The 19,728-nt window shown below is 52.7% G+C and carries 16 protein-coding genes; 3 read left to right on the plus strand and 13 right to left on the minus strand.

Features of this window, described 5'->3' with window-relative positions:
* Positions 1 to 185: 185 nt before the first annotated feature.
* The 7 genes from MHN28_RS18255 to MHN28_RS18285 all read right to left on the minus strand — a co-directional run bounded on the left by MHN28_RS18255 (position 186) and on the right by MHN28_RS18285 (position 7,139).
* Positions 186 to 2,234: an N-6 DNA methylase gene (locus tag MHN28_RS18255; RefSeq protein ID WP_239344002.1), complete on the minus strand. Its 2,049-nt coding sequence runs from the start codon at positions 2,232 to 2,234 to the stop codon at positions 186 to 188.
* A gap of 12 nt (positions 2,235 to 2,246) precedes the next feature.
* Positions 2,247 to 4,793 (minus strand): DEAD/DEAH box helicase family protein, encoded by a 2,547-nt coding sequence (locus tag MHN28_RS18260; protein ID WP_239344003.1) that lies wholly within the window; start codon positions 4,791 to 4,793, stop codon positions 2,247 to 2,249.
* Positions 4,794 to 5,262: 469 nt separating this feature from the next.
* Positions 5,263 to 5,871 (minus strand): hypothetical protein, encoded by a 609-nt coding sequence (locus MHN28_RS18265; protein WP_239344004.1) that lies wholly within the window; start codon positions 5,869 to 5,871, stop codon positions 5,263 to 5,265.
* Positions 5,868 to 6,056: a hypothetical protein gene (locus MHN28_RS18270; protein WP_239344005.1), complete on the minus strand. Its 189-nt coding sequence runs from the start codon at positions 6,054 to 6,056 to the stop codon at positions 5,868 to 5,870. Before MHN28_RS18270 ends, MHN28_RS18265 begins: the two co-directional genes overlap by 4 nt.
* Positions 6,049 to 6,426 carry a hypothetical protein gene (locus tag MHN28_RS18275; protein ID WP_239344006.1) on the minus strand — a complete coding sequence of 126 codons (378 nt, stop codon included), beginning with the start codon at positions 6,424 to 6,426 and terminating at the stop codon, positions 6,049 to 6,051. The genes MHN28_RS18270 and MHN28_RS18275 overlap by 8 nt, the downstream gene beginning before the upstream one ends.
* Entirely contained in the window at positions 6,404 to 6,850 is a 447-nt protein-coding gene (locus tag MHN28_RS18280; RefSeq protein WP_239344007.1) for a hypothetical protein, read from the minus strand. The genes MHN28_RS18275 and MHN28_RS18280 overlap by 23 nt, the downstream gene beginning before the upstream one ends.
* On the minus strand, positions 6,837 to 7,139 hold the full coding sequence (locus MHN28_RS18285) for a hypothetical protein (RefSeq protein ID WP_239344008.1): 303 nt from the start codon (positions 7,137 to 7,139) through the stop codon (positions 6,837 to 6,839). Before MHN28_RS18285 ends, MHN28_RS18280 begins: the two co-directional genes overlap by 14 nt.
* Here MHN28_RS18285 and MHN28_RS18290 point away from each other — a divergent pair.
* The 3 genes from MHN28_RS18290 to MHN28_RS18300 all read left to right on the plus strand — a co-directional run bounded on the left by MHN28_RS18290 (position 7,122) and on the right by MHN28_RS18300 (position 10,270).
* Entirely contained in the window at positions 7,122 to 8,285 is a 1,164-nt protein-coding gene (locus MHN28_RS18290) for a TniQ family protein (protein WP_239344009.1), read from the plus strand. The two genes, MHN28_RS18285 and MHN28_RS18290, sit on opposite strands and share 18 nt — an antisense overlap.
* A gap of 342 nt (positions 8,286 to 8,627) precedes the next feature.
* Positions 8,628 to 9,164 carry a GNAT family N-acetyltransferase gene (locus MHN28_RS18295; protein WP_239344010.1) on the plus strand — a complete coding sequence of 179 codons (537 nt, stop codon included), beginning with the start codon at positions 8,628 to 8,630 and terminating at the stop codon, positions 9,162 to 9,164.
* A gap of 455 nt (positions 9,165 to 9,619) precedes the next feature.
* Entirely contained in the window at positions 9,620 to 10,270 is a 651-nt protein-coding gene (locus MHN28_RS18300; protein ID WP_239344011.1) for a hypothetical protein, read from the plus strand.
* A 349-nt stretch (positions 10,271 to 10,619) separates the two neighbouring features.
* On the opposite strand, the gene MHN28_RS18305 is transcribed toward MHN28_RS18300, so the two are convergent.
* The 6 genes from MHN28_RS18305 to MHN28_RS18330 are packed head-to-tail and all read right to left on the minus strand — an operon-like array spanning position 10,620 to position 19,520.
* Positions 10,620 to 11,069 (minus strand): SMI1/KNR4 family protein, encoded by a 450-nt coding sequence (locus MHN28_RS18305; RefSeq protein WP_239344012.1) that lies wholly within the window; start codon positions 11,067 to 11,069, stop codon positions 10,620 to 10,622.
* A gap of 4 nt (positions 11,070 to 11,073) precedes the next feature.
* On the minus strand, positions 11,074 to 11,823 hold the full coding sequence (locus MHN28_RS18310; protein ID WP_239344013.1) for an HNH endonuclease: 750 nt from the start codon (positions 11,821 to 11,823) through the stop codon (positions 11,074 to 11,076).
* The gene (locus tag MHN28_RS18315; protein ID WP_239344014.1) at positions 11,820 to 12,290 is read right to left on the minus strand and encodes an SMI1/KNR4 family protein; all 471 of its coding nucleotides are present in this window, start codon (positions 12,288 to 12,290) and stop codon (positions 11,820 to 11,822) included. The genes MHN28_RS18310 and MHN28_RS18315 overlap by 4 nt, the downstream gene beginning before the upstream one ends.
* The gene (locus MHN28_RS18320; protein WP_239344015.1) at positions 12,290 to 18,214 is read right to left on the minus strand and encodes a DUF637 domain-containing protein; all 5,925 of its coding nucleotides are present in this window, start codon (positions 18,212 to 18,214) and stop codon (positions 12,290 to 12,292) included. The genes MHN28_RS18315 and MHN28_RS18320 overlap by 1 nt, the downstream gene beginning before the upstream one ends.
* Entirely contained in the window at positions 18,211 to 18,999 is a 789-nt protein-coding gene (locus tag MHN28_RS18325) for a POTRA domain-containing protein (RefSeq protein ID WP_239344016.1), read from the minus strand. The genes MHN28_RS18320 and MHN28_RS18325 overlap by 4 nt, the downstream gene beginning before the upstream one ends.
* The gene (locus MHN28_RS18330) at positions 18,999 to 19,520 is read right to left on the minus strand and encodes an invasion associated locus B family protein (RefSeq protein WP_239344017.1); all 522 of its coding nucleotides are present in this window, start codon (positions 19,518 to 19,520) and stop codon (positions 18,999 to 19,001) included. The genes MHN28_RS18325 and MHN28_RS18330 overlap by 1 nt, the downstream gene beginning before the upstream one ends.
* Positions 19,521 to 19,728: the final 208 nt, after the last annotated feature.

The raw sequence follows: 19,728 nt of genomic DNA on the forward strand, positions 1-19,728 counted from the left end.
AACACGTTATCGCATCAAGGACCAAGCGGCTCGGGTCGGCCTCCACACAGCCTTCGATCAGATTTTCATTGCCGAGTGCCCGACGTACGGCAGGACACTGCTTTCCATCTGATATGGCGTAGAGCGAGGTCATTCTCGCATGTTTCCGTTTCGATAGGAATTCTCGTTTTCAGCTCTAATCATCCTCAAATGCCAAGCACTGTAGAAATATCTCGCCGTTTCTCAGCGGAGGTCAGAAGATTACCTGCCTCTGACGAAATTCGCTTAGCGACCTCATGAACGCCCTTGTCTAACGAATTGTCGAGTATAGTTTCAGCGGATCGAACGAGATCGGCAGCTTTACTGCGAATTAGATGAGTTTCGATGATTTCATCCTGAAGGCCAATCGAAGGAATAGGCAGCAACAGTTCTGCCAATTGTTCACTATCCATAGTCACATTCGTTGCACCGCACATAAGCGGCACAAGTGCTTGTTCTTTCGTCGCCTCCAAAAGAAGATGAATGTACCGAGGCCGCACTTTGTGTTTAGGGTCGACAAAAAGCGCGCACATCGTGTTGGCTAAAGCAAACTTCCCATTTTCATAATGCAGTCTTTTGATATCTGCCTTGCCATGTCCGGCGGATGAGACCAGCGGAACACAAACGGCTTCGCCTTCAAAATCCCAGTGGTCTGAGGATTTTCGGGCTTCCGCCGGTACGACAAGCACATATTCGCCGGGAGGCGTTGCCATGTTAGGAGACAACCCTTTTTTGATTGAACAAAAGTCGCCTAACTTCATGAGATCAATTCCGACTTTGTGGGTGATACGATTTGGCAAATCGTGCCAGCGCCCGAGCAAGTGGAAATTCCGCCCTCCAAGGAGCTCCTTTTTGTGTACACGGTACGCAGTTACTTCGTCACGAATATCCTGCCACTCTGTCCCCTTCAATAAACTCGAAAAATACCTTTTAAGCGCCGATTTTGCAGCTGGAAGTTGGGAGCCATCAACTCGTTCTCTAGTGTCAGTCTGTGAGAAGCCATCGTTCTCAATCTCCACAAACAACACATCGGAGGCATGCTTTGCGAGCGATCTATCGATGATCAAAATATGCGTCTTAACACTTGCGTAGGGCTTAAAAACACCGTGAGGAAGAGTTACATCCGCCACAAGGTAGCAATCTTGAATGAGTTTAGTACGTAGCTGCTTATAGGCACTTTGCCCAACAAAGCTGACCCCCTCAGGCACCACAACTGCGGCACGGCCATTCGGATTGAGATGCTCGATAATGTAGTCCAAAAAAAGTACTTCGCTACGTTTAGATTGTACCTGAAAACGCGTGTGAGGCTTAATCCCACCTTTTGGCGTCATGAATGGTGGATTAGCCAAGATCACATCGGCAGTGTCGTTCCACAATGCATCATTGGTGAGGGTATCGTATTCTTGCACTTTAGGGCTGGCAAAACCGTGAAGGTACAAGTTGACTAAGCTTAAGCGAACCATGTCCGGGGAAATATCGTAACCCGTAATGTTGTTGGCCAACGCGCGTCGATCCTCGGAAGACAGAAGGTCACCACTAAATCTTTGCGGATGCTCCAAACCAAGTTCAGTGACGTCATTAACCTCATCTATGTGTTCGTCTGGCCCAGCATCCGAGGAGTTCATTTTCAAGATGTGCTTGTAGGCCGAAATTAGGAAACCCGCCGTGCCGCAGGCTGGATCAAGGATCACCTCGTTTTTCTGTGGGTCAATGATCTCGACCATGAAATCGATGATATGGCGTGGAGTGCGAAACTGACCCGCATCGCCCTGACTTCCAAGGACGGAAAGGAGGTATTCAAAGGCGTCGCCCAAACGCTCACTATGATCGTAGATAAAGCCGTTGATCTCGCGCAGGAAGGACCTTAGCGTTTCGGGATCGCGGTAAGGCAGATAAGCGTTGCGGAAAATTTGCCTGAATAGCGCAGGAAGACCGTCATTCTCGACCATCTTGGTCAGCGCTTCGGAATAGGTGTTGAGCATATCCTGTCCGGTCACGCCGGGGGCGACCAGTTTGGACCAGCGGAACTTCTCATACTCGCCTGTGAAAAAGGTCGGGTTACCGCCCATCTCCTCGGCCTCAAGGTCCATATCGTCCATAAACTTGTAGATTAGCGCGACGGTGATCTGTTCTACTTGGCTTTTCGGATCGGGGACCTTGCCCACGAGGATGTCGCGGCAAGTATCAATTCTTCTTTTTGTTTCGGCGTCGAGCATTGGGTTCTTTCATCACATGAACGGGTTCAAGGACACATAGTCCTTGATGTATTCGGGTATGCGTTTGCGCCACTCTTTGGGGACGTCCTTGAGGTCGCGCGTCGTGAAAGTGGGATTTACATTGAGGTCCGCGAACTGGCCAGCGTCGATCTTGGCGCGAACATGGGCATCTCGGATGTATGCCTCGAAGAAATAGCGCATCTCGCGGATGTGGTCGCCTTCTTCAGGCTGTTGATCGATTAGGAAGTTTTGGAATTCATCCTCGACCAGCTCAGATTTACTCTTAAACTTGGGAATGAAGCCGAACGCCTTTTCGATCAACTCGCGAACAGAGATACGGCGATCTACACCTGCAGCACGGCGGAGTTTTTCAAGGTTGTAGAACTCGTTCGGTTTGTCGAAGATTTCTTCAATTACGTGGCGGGTCGCAGCCTCCCAATTCTGCGCTTCAACAAGCTGCGAAAGCGCGTCATCGCCACGCGCATGTTCTTCGAACTTTCGGAACAGTTCCCGGTCGATCCGCATCCCTTCCGTGCCGATCTGCGTTTCCACCTGTGAGACAATATCATCTGGTGCGAAGTGCTCATAGCTGCCGATCCCGCTATGGGTGGTGTTATTCTCACCGCCTTCGTACCCTGTCGTCAGCGGCATAGTGGGAGGCGGTGGAAGCGTCAATTCCTCATCGTATTGGAATTTTTCCTCGAAGTACTCGCAATTCGCGAAGAAGTCGAAGAGCCGGAAGGTGTCTTTTGGGGCATCGCCAAGGGCGGCTTTTTGGGCAGGGTCGAACATTTCCGCTACAAAGTTATGCTTACGCGTTCCCCGTCCTTTGATTTGAACGAAGTCTGAAGGCGAAAACACTGGCCGCATCAGGGCGAGGTTCAACAAGTCAGGGCAATCGTATCCTGTGGTCATCATGCCTACGGTGACGCAAACCCGAGCCTTGCAGGTGCGGTAGTTTTCCAAGAACCCGCTATGGCCACCAAGGTTGTTGTTGGCAAAGTTCACGGTCATGCGCTGGGCGTCGGTGACGTGGCTCGTTACCTGCATAGCAAAATCAGAGTTGTATCGTCCCGGCCAAAGCTGATCGGCCATTTCATTGAGGACTTGGGTGATTTTGGCGGCGTGGTTTTGGCTAACTGAGAAAGCGATGGTCTTGCCAAATTCACCTGAGATCGGATCACGCAACCCGTACTCCAAGAGTGTCTTGCAGAAAGCTAAATTGGTTGCCTCGGCGAAGAACTTCTTCTCGAAATCTCTCCCCGCGAACGCTTCCTTGACTTCGTTCCCATCTTTGTCGGTTGTCTCAATGACAAATCCTTCATCCGAAAGGAGCTGAGTAGTAACACCGGTGCGAGCATCAACGACATAGGGGTTGATGAGAAAACCATCTCGCACCCCGTCAATGAGCGAGTAGCGGAAGGTCGGATCACCTGAAGCACAACCAAATGTGCGGTAAGTGTCGAGCATCATGCGACGCTCAGTTTCGCGTGGGTCTCGAGTGGAACCGTCCTTCTTCCCGCCCTTTAGGTAGTCACGTGGAGTGGCGGTAAGCCCAAGCTTGTAACCAATGAAATACTCGAAGACTGCTCGTGCGTTGCCACCGATTGATCGATGGGCTTCATCGGAAATGACAAGATCAAAATCTGTCGGAGCAAATTTGTGCCTGAACTTATCGTTGAACAATAATGATTGAACCGTTGTGACGACGATGTCAGCCTTTCGCCAATCGTCCTTTTGCTCTTTGTAGATCACTGAAGTGAAATCGTTTTTCAAGTATTCCTTGAAAGCCTTGTCAGCCTGCACTTCCAATTCAAGGCGGTCAACGAGGAACAAAACGCGCTTTGCGTTTCTCGTTTTCAAAAACATTTTGATGAGCGCAGCAGAGGTAAGGGTCTTGCCAGTCCCCGTCGCCATCTCGAATAGGAAGCGCGTTGCACCGGTTTTTGCCGCCTCCTGAACGCTCCTGACGGCCCCGAGTTGGTAATTTCTCAAAAATCTTAGCTTGTTCTTTTCGACAAAGCCCACCCGCTCTGCTTCAGCTCGCCACGCGGCCTCCTGTGCATAACCGGGCATTTGAGTTAGTGCGATGTAGTCTTCCGCAACGTGCTCGCTCGCCAAGCGCTCCGCATCAGGCTCAAACTGATAGTGATGTCCGATTTCGTTTAGCGCTGGAAATGTTGTAATTACAGTAGGGTTTCCTTGCCTCAAGTCCCAGAGGTAGTGGATGTTCCCATTGCTGAGGATCACAAATCGAGCATCTTGTGACCGTGCGTAACGTCTGGCTTGCTCCTTTCCGACCAATGGGTTTTTGTCCTCGGACTTTGCCTCAAGAACTAACAGTGGCTTTCCATCACCATCCAAGAGCAAAAAATCAACAAATCCGTTAGTGGTTTTCTCTAAATCATCACCAAGGCGATCAAGATCATCCTGAGAGATTTTTATATTGGGCTCTAAAACAATGTTCGCCGTGCCGTTCTCGTCATCAAAAAACCGCCAACCTGCGCTCTCTAAAAGCCTATTTATCTTTATCCTGGCAGTGGCCTCCTTGTTCGCCAAACCAGCACTCCCTTCTAATATTTATTTATTAATTTCAATCTTTTAGACGAAATTTAATGTGATCGTCCAAAGAGTGATTTCATGAGAGACAACAATGATCACATCAATCAACAAAGTGCAATCGCCCTGACATACAGATGGTTAGGTATGGGATAATGTGACCCACCTCTGGCAAGTAAGAACGACGCCAAACTACGATGGCCAACAGGATGCGACCATCAATGCCGGGAGATTACATCGGAGCCGTGAACCTCACACTATCCACGGCGCTGCCTTTTCGACAAGGGTTGCCCCCCATTGGCGATTTGTTCCGTGATCCGTGGACTTGGGGGAGGTGCCGCCCGATTTCATACCAGTGGCTGGACGACCCTTCCTGCCTGACATGGACCCCTTCAAGGGTGTCAGAGGCAACTGACCATTCGCCCTTCGGATCGCGTTGGTCTTTGACAGAAAGTCTGGACCTGTTGATCTACGTCTCGGCATTTCGTTTCTCCCATCTCCGCTCCCTGATCTTACTCAGGCGCTGCTGATAGCTTCCCCAATCCCCGTTCTTTGTCACTCGCCTATGAAATCTGTGACTGCCCACACGACACCCGTCAGAGCAGAAGAAATGCGCCTCACGGGTCGGCTGGAAGAGTTGCAGGCAATACCGACACGGTCGCTCGTCCATTGGAATGTCCCGCATGTGAGGGAAAGATTTCTGGGTCGCGAGCACCCTGCGAACAAACTGCATCCGCCAATATCGACGCCGCTGCCGCGATGCCGGGTCGTCGCCCGGCTGGAATATCTTACTGCGCCAATAGCCTGTGGGGTCGAAACGCTCAGGCTCGGGACGGTATAGATCGAACCCAAACGAAGGGCCGGGACCACCCAGTGTCATCGCAATAAAACTTTGCCAGCCACACCCGCCCTTCTCCGCATTCGACGCGCTTTCTGGCCAGAACGTAGGGTACCCGGCGTAGGTCAGACGGTGCAGGTTCTTACCCTCGTGGTAGCCACCTGTTCGGTGATGCCGGTTGATCGACCGGGGCTGCTTTTCATCGTTCAGATAGGTCCAGCCACGGATGTATTGCGTCACACCGACCCCCCTTGAGTGAGGTTTTTGTCGTTGTCTTTTGCCTCTGCAATCAGGTCATCCGCACTGTCAGGGTACGCCCGGCGCAGGCGATTGATCGCACGCTTGTCACCCTTTGCGGCCAGCTTTGCCAGCACCCGAGTAGCCTTTGGTTCGAAGGCCCTCAACATCTTGTATGCGTCAGCCATCATCTTTCCCAATCACTCGCTGGCGGTGGCGCTTCAGGGTGTTGATCGCCTCGGCACGCCTGATCGGACCAAACGGATCATCTCCACCAGACGCGCTTCGATACCCCAATCGGCGGGCAGCAATATTTCGCTCCTTACTGATCAACTCATCGCGTATTCGGAGGGCAGGCGTAGCCTTGCTGATGATCGTCGCCGTTGCCACAGCAGCACCAACACGGGTCTGCGCATCTTGATTAGGATCGCGAGCAAAGGACGCAGTGATCTGGGCCATCTCTCCGATCATGTCCAAAACACCGTTGATGTCATGCGCCGGGTCAGGCTGGTCATCGACAACAGTGTTCAGCGCCTCAATCTTCTGGACTTGCGCCATCTTTCAACCTCCCCATCTGTTCTTTGGTCCACTCCGATCCACCCTTGGCAAACATCGGGTGAAGCTCTTCCCAACGCCATTGCATCTTGGTCATCGCGTCGGTTGCCTGACAACACGCATTGCAGGCGTCCAGCACATCGCCACCATCCAGCGCCATGGTGCCCGTTTCACCACTGGCCTGCAGGTTCTGCCCAATGTCGTAAAAACGCTGCAGCGCTTGGATTACGTTGTCGTACGCAGTGCCCAGATCAGCCAGTTTGTAGTGCCCCGGCTCAAGGTCAGGGCTCTCAGACATCTCGTGCACTTTCTGAGCGACAACTGTCTCGTACAGCTCATCTTCGTGACGCTGCAGTTTCACATCGTCTAAAAGCCGTTGCACGTCCGCCATGGTCAGAGTGTAATTCGTATCGTCAGCCATGGTCATCCAAATCCTCCAATAGAACAGTGGCACATGCCCTGCCTTCGATGATTGCAGCCACCACGCCCGGTGCTTTCGTTGGCGAGTGTAGCACGAAAGCAGAGGCGAGTTCGCGCACCACTTCAGCCAGTTCTCGGTGCTCTTGTCGCCGGAGACGATCCGCCAGTTCGGTGCGGGTTTGCACGTTCTCGGTCAGTTTTCCGACCATTCCGATCACCTCTGCCACGTCACCAGCGTCCGCAGCATCCCTGACAATATCTGCAAGGCCATCGCCCGATTGGCTCAGCGCGTCCAATATCGGACCCCAATCAACGGCACGGTGGCGGTGCAGCTTTTGACGCGCGATGTTGGCAGCTTCACATTTGGTCAGGTGCTCGAAGATAGCGGTCGTGCCTGCAGGGAATTGCTTAGCAAGCGCCCGGTAAGATGCGCCCTCAAGGTGCGCGTAGGGGGTAAGCGCTCCACACCCGGCCTCGTGCTGTCGGATGCGAACAAAACGCCTACATCGTATTTGTCCCGAGTTGCGGCCCGGAATTTCTGCTCCAGCATGACGGAACTTTGTCTCGATGTTGGTCTGGACCTGACATTGCTCTCTACCGGAAGCGCAGAATCGCTAAGCCAGGCGGCACAACTGACTGGTTTACAGTCCGGCTTTTTCGATCACACCGTGATCATCAAAACATCGTCGATGAAGTACTGCGTTGGCGGCGAATCCATGGACACGGAAACTCTGGCACGCGGGGACGTGAGGGTTTGCCCCAGATGCGTGGCAGACAAGTTGGCGAATGGCGGTGAGATTTGGGAGGTCATCCATCGTCATCATTGGCAGGTTCGCCAGATCCAAAGATGCCTGTCGCACGGTTGTTCCCTTTTGAAGTTGAAACCCGAGGTGCAAGGTAACATCCGATTGGATGCGACTTACCTCATCCGCCAGAACATTGATCAGATTTTGCACGCGGCCTCACAGTCTTCAACCGCAGAAAGAGCCGATGAAATCGATATCTATTTGTCTCGACGTGTTTACGGCCACAACAGCTCGCTATGGTGTGATACATTGCCGATCCCGGCTTTGTATCGAGCATCCGAAGCTTTGGGCACCTTGCTCTTGCACGATCGCCATGCTGAACGCCGTTTTCTTTCCAAAAGCGAACGTCGCAGAGCGTTTTTGCGCGGGTTCCAAGTTTTAGCCGACGGCCCTGAGCGGATCCGCGAAGCGTTGGAACAGTTCACAAGCCGCAACCAGCATAACTCAAATGGTCATTCGGCGCCGCAATATGGAGACTTTCATCTGTCTGTAATCCAAGCATTGGGTGCCTCTGTTGCATCGACGTTTGGCGTGGAAGACATTGACACCAGAAAAGTCAGGCTGTGTGCCTTCCAATGTCCGAGCGGTGAAGGAGGCCAGTTCTCCGAGGCTTTCGTGAGGTGCATTGCAGACTAAGTAACTACTGAGGATAGCTGCCGCCTTTTTTAGCGAGCGGCAGCTTCGTCCGCCCACCTGCCACACAACACTGGAACTTGAACGTCCGGAATGTGCGGTTTTCGACCTGCCGCACAAACGAAAGACCGAAGCTTGATAAACGGCGGGTGTGGGCTCTTGCCAACAGAAGATACCTACCGCAGAGAAGGCCTTCAGAGAGTCCGAGTGAGCTGATGCGGCACTCTTAATCAATGTCTGCAAGGGTTGACCTTTCCCGCGTTTCAATCATGGAGTGCGAAATCCGCCTGCAACATTTTAAGCGCTCGGAACTCTCGCTGAATTCTATTTGAAGGGTTTGATTAAATGAATGACGCATCGCTGGTGCCGACGATCGAAACCGAGCGCCTTCTTCTTCGTGGCCATCAAGTAAGTGACTTTCATGACAGCGCATCAATGTGGGCTGACAAAGAGGTTGTTGCTCACATATCCGGAGTGCCGTCGACACATGAGCAATCTTGGTCGCGGCTACTGCGCTATGCCGGTCACTGGCAACTCTTGGGCTTTGGGTATTGGGTCGTTCAATCCAAAGCCGACGGTGATTTCCTGGGCGAGGTTGGCCTTGCGGACTATCATCGTGATACGGAGCCAACATTGGACGGAAGACCAGAAGCTGGGTGGGTGCTCAGAACCTGCGCTCATGGAAAAGGCTACGCAACCGAAGCGGTTACCGCGATGATGCATTGGGCTGATACGACTCTATCCTGCACGCATACCTCGGCGATGTTCGATCCTGCATATTCGGCCTCAATCAATGTTGCAAAAAAGGTCGGTTTCGCGAATGAAGTTTTGGGCCGCTATGGAGATCAAGAAGCACTGTTTATGGAGAGATCTCGGCAATAGTTGGGTTCTGCGTTCATGTCGTGCTGCGCTAGCAAAATCAGTCGAGCTAGCGGAGGTCCGCAAAGGGCTCGGAAGTAACCGATGTCACGCGGACCACTACTCGTCAAAATTGAGCACATCGCATCGAATGGCGGTGTCGAGCCTAGTCTGTATATTGAACGAGCTTGTGAAATTCGCTATGCGGGGCGCTAAGTCTTTGATGTTGCGATACCCGCTTTAGGCAGCCAACGTAGCAAGTTACTCGTTGAAAGACTGATTTATCCATGCGTGTTTGAAAGAAGATAATGCAGCATTTCAACTCGATGACTTCGGCCAAATTGCAGGCATATGTGTACGCCTTAGCTGATCCCAGAACGAAGGGCTCTCTAAAAGAGCGCATCTTTTATGTGGGAAAGGGCAATGGAAGTCGCTGTTTCGATCACGCGGTAGCTGCGAGAGGACGACAGGACCAGCCCTTGAATGAGCAAGAACATAAGCTCAGCACAATTCAAGCTATCCAAAATGCTGGGCAAGAAGTTGAGGTTTTCATTGTTTCACATGGCATGACAGACGATGAATCCTTCGCTCTGGAAGCTGCCCTCATCCCTCTGGTCGGCGACACCAACGCGGTCGCGGGTCATGGTGACCGACTCATGTGGTTGAAGAAAAACCAAGTTGAAGAGCTTTATGACAAGCCCATCGAGCGAAGTGACGTTGAGTTGCTCCGAGGGAACATTCTTTTCGTGAGTTTGAATCAGCAAGACACTAACGCTTTGGTCAAGGCGGGCGCGGAGGAGCAATTGGCATATGTGACTCTGGGGGATTGGAACCTTGGCGAACCACGATCCAGATTAGTCGATTGCCTAATCGGGGTAAAACACGGCTTGATCATATCGATTTTCAAGATCGAAAAGACAAGTGAGGGCGTTGCAAAATTTGAGCGTATTCCGCCTCTGAAAGCAGGTGCACACGGTCGTTCGCGCTTTGTTGGTACACGCGTTCAAGAACTTGAAGAGAAGCTCGCCTCCCGAAGTGTGTTTGAAGGTGATGCTATGCTCTCTAAGATTCGCCCGGGTGCAGCTTGCCAGTTTTTCCCGGCAATGGATGAAACAACCGAACATAGCTGAATAACTAGCTCTATCAAATGACGCGAAAGGCTTAGAACGACCGAGGCTGCGGTCTCGACGGAGGTCTGCTTTCTGCGGTTCACGACTTGCTGCATATTCTCATAGGAATGCCGCAGTGTTTTCAATAGCATTGCCGCGCGTTCTTACTAATACTGCGCGGCATCGTTTTCCAACTTTGGTAGGAGTTGCATCCAATCGCTGAGAGATTGCGGCCTTTTATCCACATTACGGCAAAAGCTATGCCGTCAATCTCAACCACGCCCACGAAGAACTCCAAGATTTGCTCGAACGCATCACAATCGAACTGGAGCTCAGCAACGTCTCTAAAGAGTTGGATAGGTGAGTGCGATTACACATGTAGCCCACTCAAAAACGAAGAAAAATTCTTAGCTATCAGGCTCATATTTTGCATTCCCGCCACAGAGCCTTCGTCGACTTCATTTTCGTGATCCCAAAAGAACACCCGACCATAGTATTGGCCGCTGACTGCCATAACAATTTTGTTTCCACCAAAATCAGATGCAATCGGCAAAAAATCCGTAGGCATACGATCCTTATATACGTCTATATTTCTTAGCAGGTCGTCATCATCAGCATTTTTCCGAAGTCCATGAAAGTAGCGCACACTCGAACCACCAGAGCCATCTTCAAATTCAAAGGCATCCGGCACCGGCGAACCACCATTATAGTCCAGCAAAAACTTCGCGTAGTCTTTGGGTAACTTCTTGCCAATAAACCGTTGAAACAGTTCGATGGCATGCTGATTGGTAGGTTCCGCGTTTTGATTTATCTCAACCATATTGTCACCTGTATGGAGTTATGCCGGAAGTTGCGACACCACCAGTGTGGCGCACAGCTTCATGCAAATCAGTTGGCACTAGCTGCATATAGCCAGCATCTTGGTGATGGTGCCATGTCATATTTGGTGGCGTGCTATCCAAGCCAGCCGCTCTATTAGCTGCGGTAAAATCTGCACTTCGGCTACCTGTCAATTCAATTCTTACGTTAGCCTGTGAATAGCGAGAAAAATCAGGGTAACCAGCACCTGAAAATGGTACGCCATGTGGGTATCTTTGTCCCAATTCACCTGACAACTCAAAAGTGGTACCTGCATACTGCTGTGAATTGATAGGAACACGACCATTAACTGGGCGCACTCTGTCAGTGTTTACAACGCCAGCATTTGGATCACCTAAGTTCCGAATTCCGTCGATTTCAGCATCAAGATCATATCGATCCGGCAACGGTGCCCTATTTGTAGCAAAAAAATCAGCGCTAAAATCGAAGAGTACAACAACGGTTTCGTGCCCATGAGTGAAGACACCGTTGCCATGCGCAACAACAGCAGTGCCTGTACTCGCAACATTGATGGTGGTTATTGGTGGTGCGCGGGCTGCGAAGCCAACATAATTCGCTTGTGAAAGATGCAAAGTTTCGGCTTGGTGAAAATCGATGTCAGCTGCAGCTTGAGGCAGTACGAAGGCCAAACTGCTACCCAATACTGAGATCAGCAGCACAGTTATCAAGTGCAGGACATAACGAAGAAGCTTCATGTTTTCACTGCGTCCGCCACCCCTTGCAATTCCTTCAACAGAAATGAGGTGAACGGGCCTGCATCGATTGCGAACGGCTCCGAGTTGGCTTCAGAATAGAATCGGCAAATCGGGTCCGAGCCATCGAGGCAATCAAACCAAGCCGCCATGTAACCTTGATGAACGAAGAAACAAACACGTCTATCTGAAGTCGTTTCAGCTATGCCATTGTCTGATAAGAACTCATCAAGGAATTCGTTATTGAACACGATCTCATCGGCAAACCACTCACTGCCCCTGAGCGCTCCTTGCTTGTCGTTCCCCATCCAAAGCAAAAATTGACGATAGCTTTCAGGCAAAGCGAATCCAAGTTCGCGCTCCAACTCCTTCACTGCAGCTTCACTGATTCCCAATGGCACGTCAAATTGCGGCTGGAGCACTCTCGCATAAAAATTGCGGCATTCATTTAGGTAATCGATACTTGGCATCACTGGCTACCCGAACGAACGATCAGATTGATGTTAGGGAACATTTCTCTGAATTGTGTGATCACACCCTGACAAGATGCACAAACCGTTCTTTCACTAAGAAGTCTGATCGTACCAGTCGATTGTGGTGTCAAACGCTGCGCAAGATTTTCCAAAACAAATACCTCTGAGTCCAGATTTCGCGGATGACCAACCGTTGTGGTTGTGAAAATTGGGTTCTCAGGCATTTCAACACCTGGACCGCGTCTACCACTTACACCGATGATTTCACCGATATTGACACCATCCACATAGCCTTCACCGACTGCAACATTCCGCCTCAATTGGTTGTTACTCGTCAAGCCAAGATCATTTCGCAAGTTGGCAAATCGATCCAAATCCGCCTGATCAAGAATTTCGTCTGGGACTATCCTATTTGTAGCAACCTTATACCCACCCGCGCCATCTGCGGTTGCTTCCAGGAGATTGTCACCGACACGGAGGAATGTCTTGCCACCGAACTTGACGAGCGTGCCTGCGCCTGCGGTTCCGACTTCAAAGATAACACCCCCGATTGTGCGTGGAACAAAGAAGTCCTTGATGCCGTAGGCTAACAGTTCACCTCGAATTTTACTGCGTCGGTTCGAGTAACATGGTACGGGAGACCGCCCGCAAGGTACTTGAACCAATGGATCATTTTTGTCGTTCAAACGACCAAATTCGTCCATCAGCTGGCCTTGACGCTTCAGGTCATCAGCCTCCCCGAAAAGGCCAGTGAACCGTCCAGCCTGATTGAGCTTGTGCACGGTGTCGCGCAAATCGTCCAATGACGTAACCTGGGGCTTTTCTTCGATTGCCTGAATGATGCTCTGATCGAGACCAGCCTTGCCTTGCCCCAACAATCCGGGGTGGTAGAACTGCCCAATGTTGACATCGAACCGGTGACCGTTGGCGTCGGCCCATGCAATATAATTTCTGGCTTCGTTGACGTGCGCGGTACAGGCCGCCGAGGTTAGCGAGGATTTGCAAGCCTGTTCCAGATCCAATGTGTTAAGCGCAGATTCCAGTTCCAGCTCTGCCAGGCGCTTTTCGATGGCCTCGCATCTCGTCGCATCAATTTGACATTCCCCGCCCAGAAGCTCGTTTTTCTCAGCCAACAAGCGTTCTACTTCCGCTCGTTGAGCGCTGGTAAGATAGTTGTTTTGGAAGGCTGAGACAGCATAGCTTGAGGCCGAATTGACATTTTCAGCTTCTCCGCCGGAGAACACAAATCCCACGGCTGCACCGACAAGTTCGATACTCTGACTATGTTGATCTTTCCACGCCTGATATTCGTCGGTACCGATTTGCGGAATTGTACCACCGACAGCCGCCACATAAGCCTGTTCACTCAAGGCACCCGCAATACCTGAGGCGCAATCTGCTCCAGTTGCCTCTGCTTGCAGACAGCCGAGGAGCGAGTGGCCCAGGAGGTTTCCAGCTGAGCCCGCTTCGAACGTTCCTCCGATTACGTTCTGCGCGTCAGCAGTGGCCAAATTCACAAGCGTGGTGGCGAGACCTGCAGTGAAATTATCACTAAAGTCAGTTCCGTAGACTGCAGAACTGAGCCCAGAAGAAATTGCGCCGTCAATTGTTCCTTCAAGGACGCCTGCTATTGTCAAGTTACCATTGCCGAAATTCCCAAGCAGCGCATCATTGAGCGGGCTGCCTTCGGGAATTTTTCCAACGATATCATCCAAATTGATCCCAGCGGTCAGCCCTGCTGTAAGGCCCGAAAATGTCGCCGTTTCGAGGATTTCACCCAGGTCGAGATTACCGGAGACAACACCGTCCAGTGTCGAAACTGTTGCGCTGGAAATTGCCGCAGACAGTCCCTGACCAACTGCAGTCAGATGAATACCGCTCGCTGTCGTTGTCGCGGTTGTAATCCCCGCGATTGAAGTTGTAGTGGTTGTCGCGCCTGCTGCGGTAGTGGCCGTTACGGTCTGTCCGAGCCCTGCAACAATCCCAGGTACATAAGCCGCCACCACAATTGCCACCAACGCCTTGAATGCGGGCGAGAGTTGAGTTTTCTTGTCATAGAAATACTCATCCGCCAGTTCCTGACTGATCAGTTCCAGCCCATCGATGGCCAGAAGCTCTTCAGGGTAGAGATCTTGCGGGTTCGGCGCATCAACACCTGCGGTTTGATACACCACCAGCTCAGCGTTTCCGCCTATCTCGAAACTCATGCCTTGCCCGGCAAGCAATTCGGTCAACACGGCCGTTTCCGTAAAGCTGGTCTCAGTGATCGTGGTCATGGTGACCAGACCCATGTCGGTCTCGAAGAACTCTGAGCGGTGGCTGTCGATTGCGGCCCGTACCGAGAAATCACCCCCAGTTGTTATGTTCAGGTTCTGGCCAGCTGACAGCGTTGCACCGACCAAAGTAGTGTCTGAGCCGGACACGATGCTGAGATCGAGCGCTGCCAACGCATCTGTGCCAGTATTGATGTGATCGACCGTGTGCAACTGGCTGGATTTGCTCAGCAGCCCACCAAGGTAACTCTTCTCTTTGATATGCGTCTCTTCAAACACATCGGTGTAGGTTCCGACGAGAATGTTGCCCTCGGTCGCAGTGAGGTTGATGTCACCGGAGGCGCTGGCGAGCTCTGTCCCAGCAGTGGTCAGGTCACCTGTCTCGGCGATAATATCGATGTCATCACCTGCTGTGATCCCGACGCCGCGGTTGGTGACGGCAAGCGTAGATCGCGTCTCCTTCTTCTTCGACAGGAACCCTCTGCTGGTTTTGCGGATTTCCGATTTAGCTATGTCTTGCGCGGCAGCCAGAACTATATCGCCAGCCGCTGCCAGATGTACCTTTCCGCCCGCATCAATCTGTGTTCCGACCAGTACCGCGTCCCCGCCCGCATTGGCGATGAAGTCCCCACCTGTAGACAGTTGCGTAACCTGGGCGGTCAGGGTCAGGCGATCCGTCCCGTTCTTCGCATCGCCTTCGCTGTATTGGACGCCGGATTGCTCGGCGAGCAGGTAGAGGCCACCACCTGCCGTCAGCCGCGTGTCTCCTGTGACCTGGGCCTGAACACCGGCCAGTGTCATGTCAGCAGAGGAGATGATCGACAGGTCACCACCCACGTCAAAGCGCGAGGCAAGGTTCTCGGTGATCTTGGTGACACTTGTGTTGGTGTAATATTCTTCTGTTTGCGCCAGACCTTCGATAGTGACGTTGCCAGCAGCAAATATCGAAGTGTCAGAACGTGATTTGATCACCAGTGCTTTACCGGAGAAGTCCCCGCCAGCAATGATTTTGATCAGGTCCCCGCCGAGCCCGGTGTCTTCAAAAGAGATGTTGCCGAAGGATGTCAGCGACAGCGTGCCGTCTTCGGCAATCAGCAATCCACCCGAACCGGTGATGCTGCCGGCAGTAATCTTCAAATCACCACTTTCCGATTTATTGGCTTTATCCAGCGATGCCAACACCCCGCTTTCGGACAAGCCAAACCGGTCACCAAACCCGATGAACTCTGAATTTGGGATCTGGACAGCGCTGCCACCCTCAAAGCTTACGCCGTCGCTTTGATATCCGTTCCATTCGGTGGGTCGGTTGATGTTCTGGAACAGCTCATCCTGAATCTGCAAACGGTCCAGAAAATGATCGGAGGAGAGCAGATCATCGTAGGAAACCCGCATTGTACCAAAATTGGTGCGACCTTCACCAATCAAAGCATCCAGGTTTGCAAGCGTCTGAAGCTTGGGCTGAACCGGGTCAAGAGGCGGGAGGTTCACCACATCCGGTTGAACCGGCGCCAATGCAGGTAGGTCCAGAACATCCGGTTGCACTGGTGCCAGGGATGCGGCCGGGACGATCAGATCAGGCAGAGACGTCTGGGTTACGTTGGAGTTTTCCCGCGGAGGAACAACACTTGCGGTTCCGGCTTTGATATTGCCGTCGGCGTGAACGGTCGAACCGTTGATGCTAATTGCACCGCCAGCGAGGATCTCTCCCAACACAGAGCTTGCACCGCTGGATTCGACGCGTTCAACCGCCGAATAGTTGATGTACTCATAGGCCCTGATGCTGGCATCGCTGTTACCGTGATCAATGACTTCCGTTCGCCGTGTGTAGGTGGCCGAATGGGTGACGCGGTCATCTTCATAGGCGGTGTTTTCGAAGCGATTGCTCTGGATTGTGGTCCCGGCAGCAGAGGAGATCAAACCGGCATCGTTGCGGACGGTCTTGGCCTGAATTGCGATCCCGGCACCGGACAGGATTTCCGGACGTGCGCCGGTTGTCGTAACAGAGGTGCCGGAACTCCAGGTCACACCCCCGATATTGGACTGATCCGAAATCCCAAAATTATAGATCGTGGCGCAATTGTTTGATGTATAGGAGTTGGGGATGATGCCTTTGCTGCAACTGGCAAGTTTCAGATCAGCAGGATCGGTAGAGACTGTGCGACTTCGCGTCTTGTTATCAGGTGTGCCGGCAAATATCTCAACGCCTGACGTGGCAGTCTGGGTCGAAACGCTATCAAACCTGTTGATGAAAGTTTCGGCCTCGATAGCCAGACCGCCATCTGCTTCGATGCGGCCGGACTGGTTCAGCACCGTACCATCACGTGCGACCAGCTGCATTGTCTCGCCGGATTTCAACAAACCACCACGGTTGTTCAGATCAGACCCACTGCGCAGTTGAAGATCACCGCTCGCTTTGATCGTACCCCGGTTCTCCAGGTCACCATCGAGATCGAGCAAAAGATCCCCATCGAACTCAACCCGTTCTGATGCGGCGACAGTAAGTCCACCGGTTTCCAACGTGACCGCAAGACCATCGCCAGCGCGCAACTGATCGAAATGCGAGGCTCTAAGCCCTCCATTCAGCGACCCGGATTGCAGCTCCAGTACCGACTGCCCCACCGCCAGCGCCTCCGCACCCAGGTTGGTCTGTCCGGAGGCAGTAATATTGGTGTTGCGGGCGTTTATCTGCCCTTGAAGATCAAGGTCTCCAGCTTTCACGGAAAGATCGGCCCGTTGACCTGCGATCATGGTGCCGTCAATGACCGCCCGATCCGTTGCTGTTACCTGCAAATCTGCAATGGCCGCAATTTGCGAGCTATTTCCGGTTTGCACACGATCACCGGACAGGGTGACTGACCGTCCACGAGATCTGCCCGCATGCTCCAAAGTGCCATCACGAGCTTCGATGGAAACACTGTCCTGTGCTTCAGCTTGTCCGGCGATCAGAGCCGTGGTCCCGGAGAAAGCAATGGATCCGGCCACAATCTCGGATGCGTCTCCGGTTGTGAGTGAGGCTCCGGCCTTGAGTTCGGCTCGGTTCTGAACCGCAACACGTCCGTTTAGCGCGACGTGGGTCTGGGCGTCTACATTGAGCGCGTCCGCCACCATTTCAGTCCCATCTTCAATGGTGACTGATGCCCCGGTCGATGTGATTGCAAGCTCTGCCTCCGAGGCGAGTTCGCCATCGAGGAGGATCTGATCAGTTGCCGTCACAGTGAGGCCATCCACCGCAGCGATCTGCGACGTATCGCCAGTCTCAACAGTGTCGCCAATTATCGAGACGTTCTGCCCACGAGACACACCGCTATGCTCAACCGCGCCATCCGTTGCCTCAATCGTCAGCCTATCAACGGCTCGAAGTTCACCAGATAGCTGCGCAGTTTCCCCGGTGAGCGCCACGCTGTCGGCCAGCAACTCTGAATCCGCCCCTGTGGCCAGCTCGGTTCCCGCCGACACAGAAGCTGTCTCATGAGCGGCGGCCTTGCCATCAAAATCAATACGAGTCTGCGCCTCAACATTCAGGGATTCGGCCAGAATCTCGGCATTTGTTTCAACGGCTATCCCGGCTGCTGTGGATTTGAGCGTCAGCCCCTTCCCGGCGACTAGCTCTCCGCTGATCTTGGCTTGATCCGCAGCGGTTACGCTCAAATCAACCCGTTGTCGAGACCAAAGGTGCTGGTGCCTTTGATCCGGCCGGTGGATTCAAAACCGGAATTGTCGAATTGGAAATCCAAGTACCATGGGCGGCGGTCCTGCACGTCAACCTGTATGAAGGACCCGCCAGGTGTTTCTCCGGGTACCAACTGGAACTGTCCGCTGGCCGACCGGGGCGCGTTAATATTCTCTAAACCCTGTTCCAGATCGCGCAGGTTCAGAAGGTCACCACGTGCAGTCGGGAAGGCCGTATTCAGGCGTGCATCCGCCGGTTTGCCGGTTCCGTAGACATAGCCTTCGATCCGGCCCGGCACGATGGTGATCGCCAGAGACCCGTCTGCAATGTCCTGTTCCGGCACATAAGCGCGGGTCGTGATGAACCCCAGCTCCTGATAGAATGTATTGATCAGGTTTAGTGTTTGCGCGATGTCGGCCGCTGTCGCACAGGTGCCGATCAGATCAAGATAGCCTTCTGGCTCACGTTTGAAAGCCTCAAAACCTTCGAGATCAATACTGCGGATATCAAAACAAGGCCCGCCGGGAGGAGGAACATAGAGTTCCGCTCCGGCGGCTTCGTCCTGTACCACATCTTCACGTTCTTCGAATTCCCGGCGACGACGTTCCTGTTCTTCCGTCTGCTGAGTTTGCTGCTGAAGAATATCGTTGCCGATGCGCTGCAAATCACCGGGTGAGACGCCTTGCGCTGAAACAGCTGCTGCCATCAGCAAGATCGCGTTGAGACCGAGTGCTGTGGTCAGGAAGAGGGATCGCAAACCCATCAGTTGTTCCCCGCCGTTCTGAATTGATTGTATGCAGCGGTGAACCCGCGCAGCGACACCGGGAAATCAATGGCCTTGTCGCGCGCCGTCCAAACCCGCGCCCTGACTTCCAGCCCCTTCCGGAATGCCGCCAGGACATCGCCGTTCAGACGAAACCCCGCGTGGCAACCAAGCTGATCGCAGACCTCGTACAAGACTTTGAAGGGACGGCGCTTGTCCACGTGCAACTCGATGCCCGGAGCCAGATAGACGCCAACAGGAACCGTTATGACTGCATAGCTTTGCCCCGTGTCTTCATTGTCAGAAACGCTCAGCAGAAAGACTGGAGGGCCATCCTCTTCAGCAGAAACACTTTGCTGCATCTGGCAAACGAAGCCTTGCTCTTTCGCCTGACACGTCACGCGCCAGTCCGAAAACACCTCTTCCCTAGGCTGCGGTTCAGCCACTTGCGCCAAAGCCGTTACGTGAAAAAGAGCGAGGCCAATACAAGCGAACAACAGGCGAAGCGCATTGTTCTTCATGAACACTTAAACCTGTATGTCATGCGAACATGAGACGTGTTCACAGGGAAGCTCGCCGTCTGGACCAGTTGCCCGGCGGCGGCATTCCACGTCTTCTGTGTGTATGTGGTTTGTTTGTCGAACGGGGCGGAGACGGAACGGGACGTGATGGACGCTTGTCCCGCACAAATCTCGTTGAATGCGTTCTGGCTGAACATATCCTGCTGAT

Source organism: Ruegeria sp. Ofav3-42, assembly GCF_022347725.1.
In the GTDB taxonomy this organism is placed as follows: Bacteria; Pseudomonadota; Alphaproteobacteria; order Rhodobacterales; family Rhodobacteraceae; genus Ruegeria.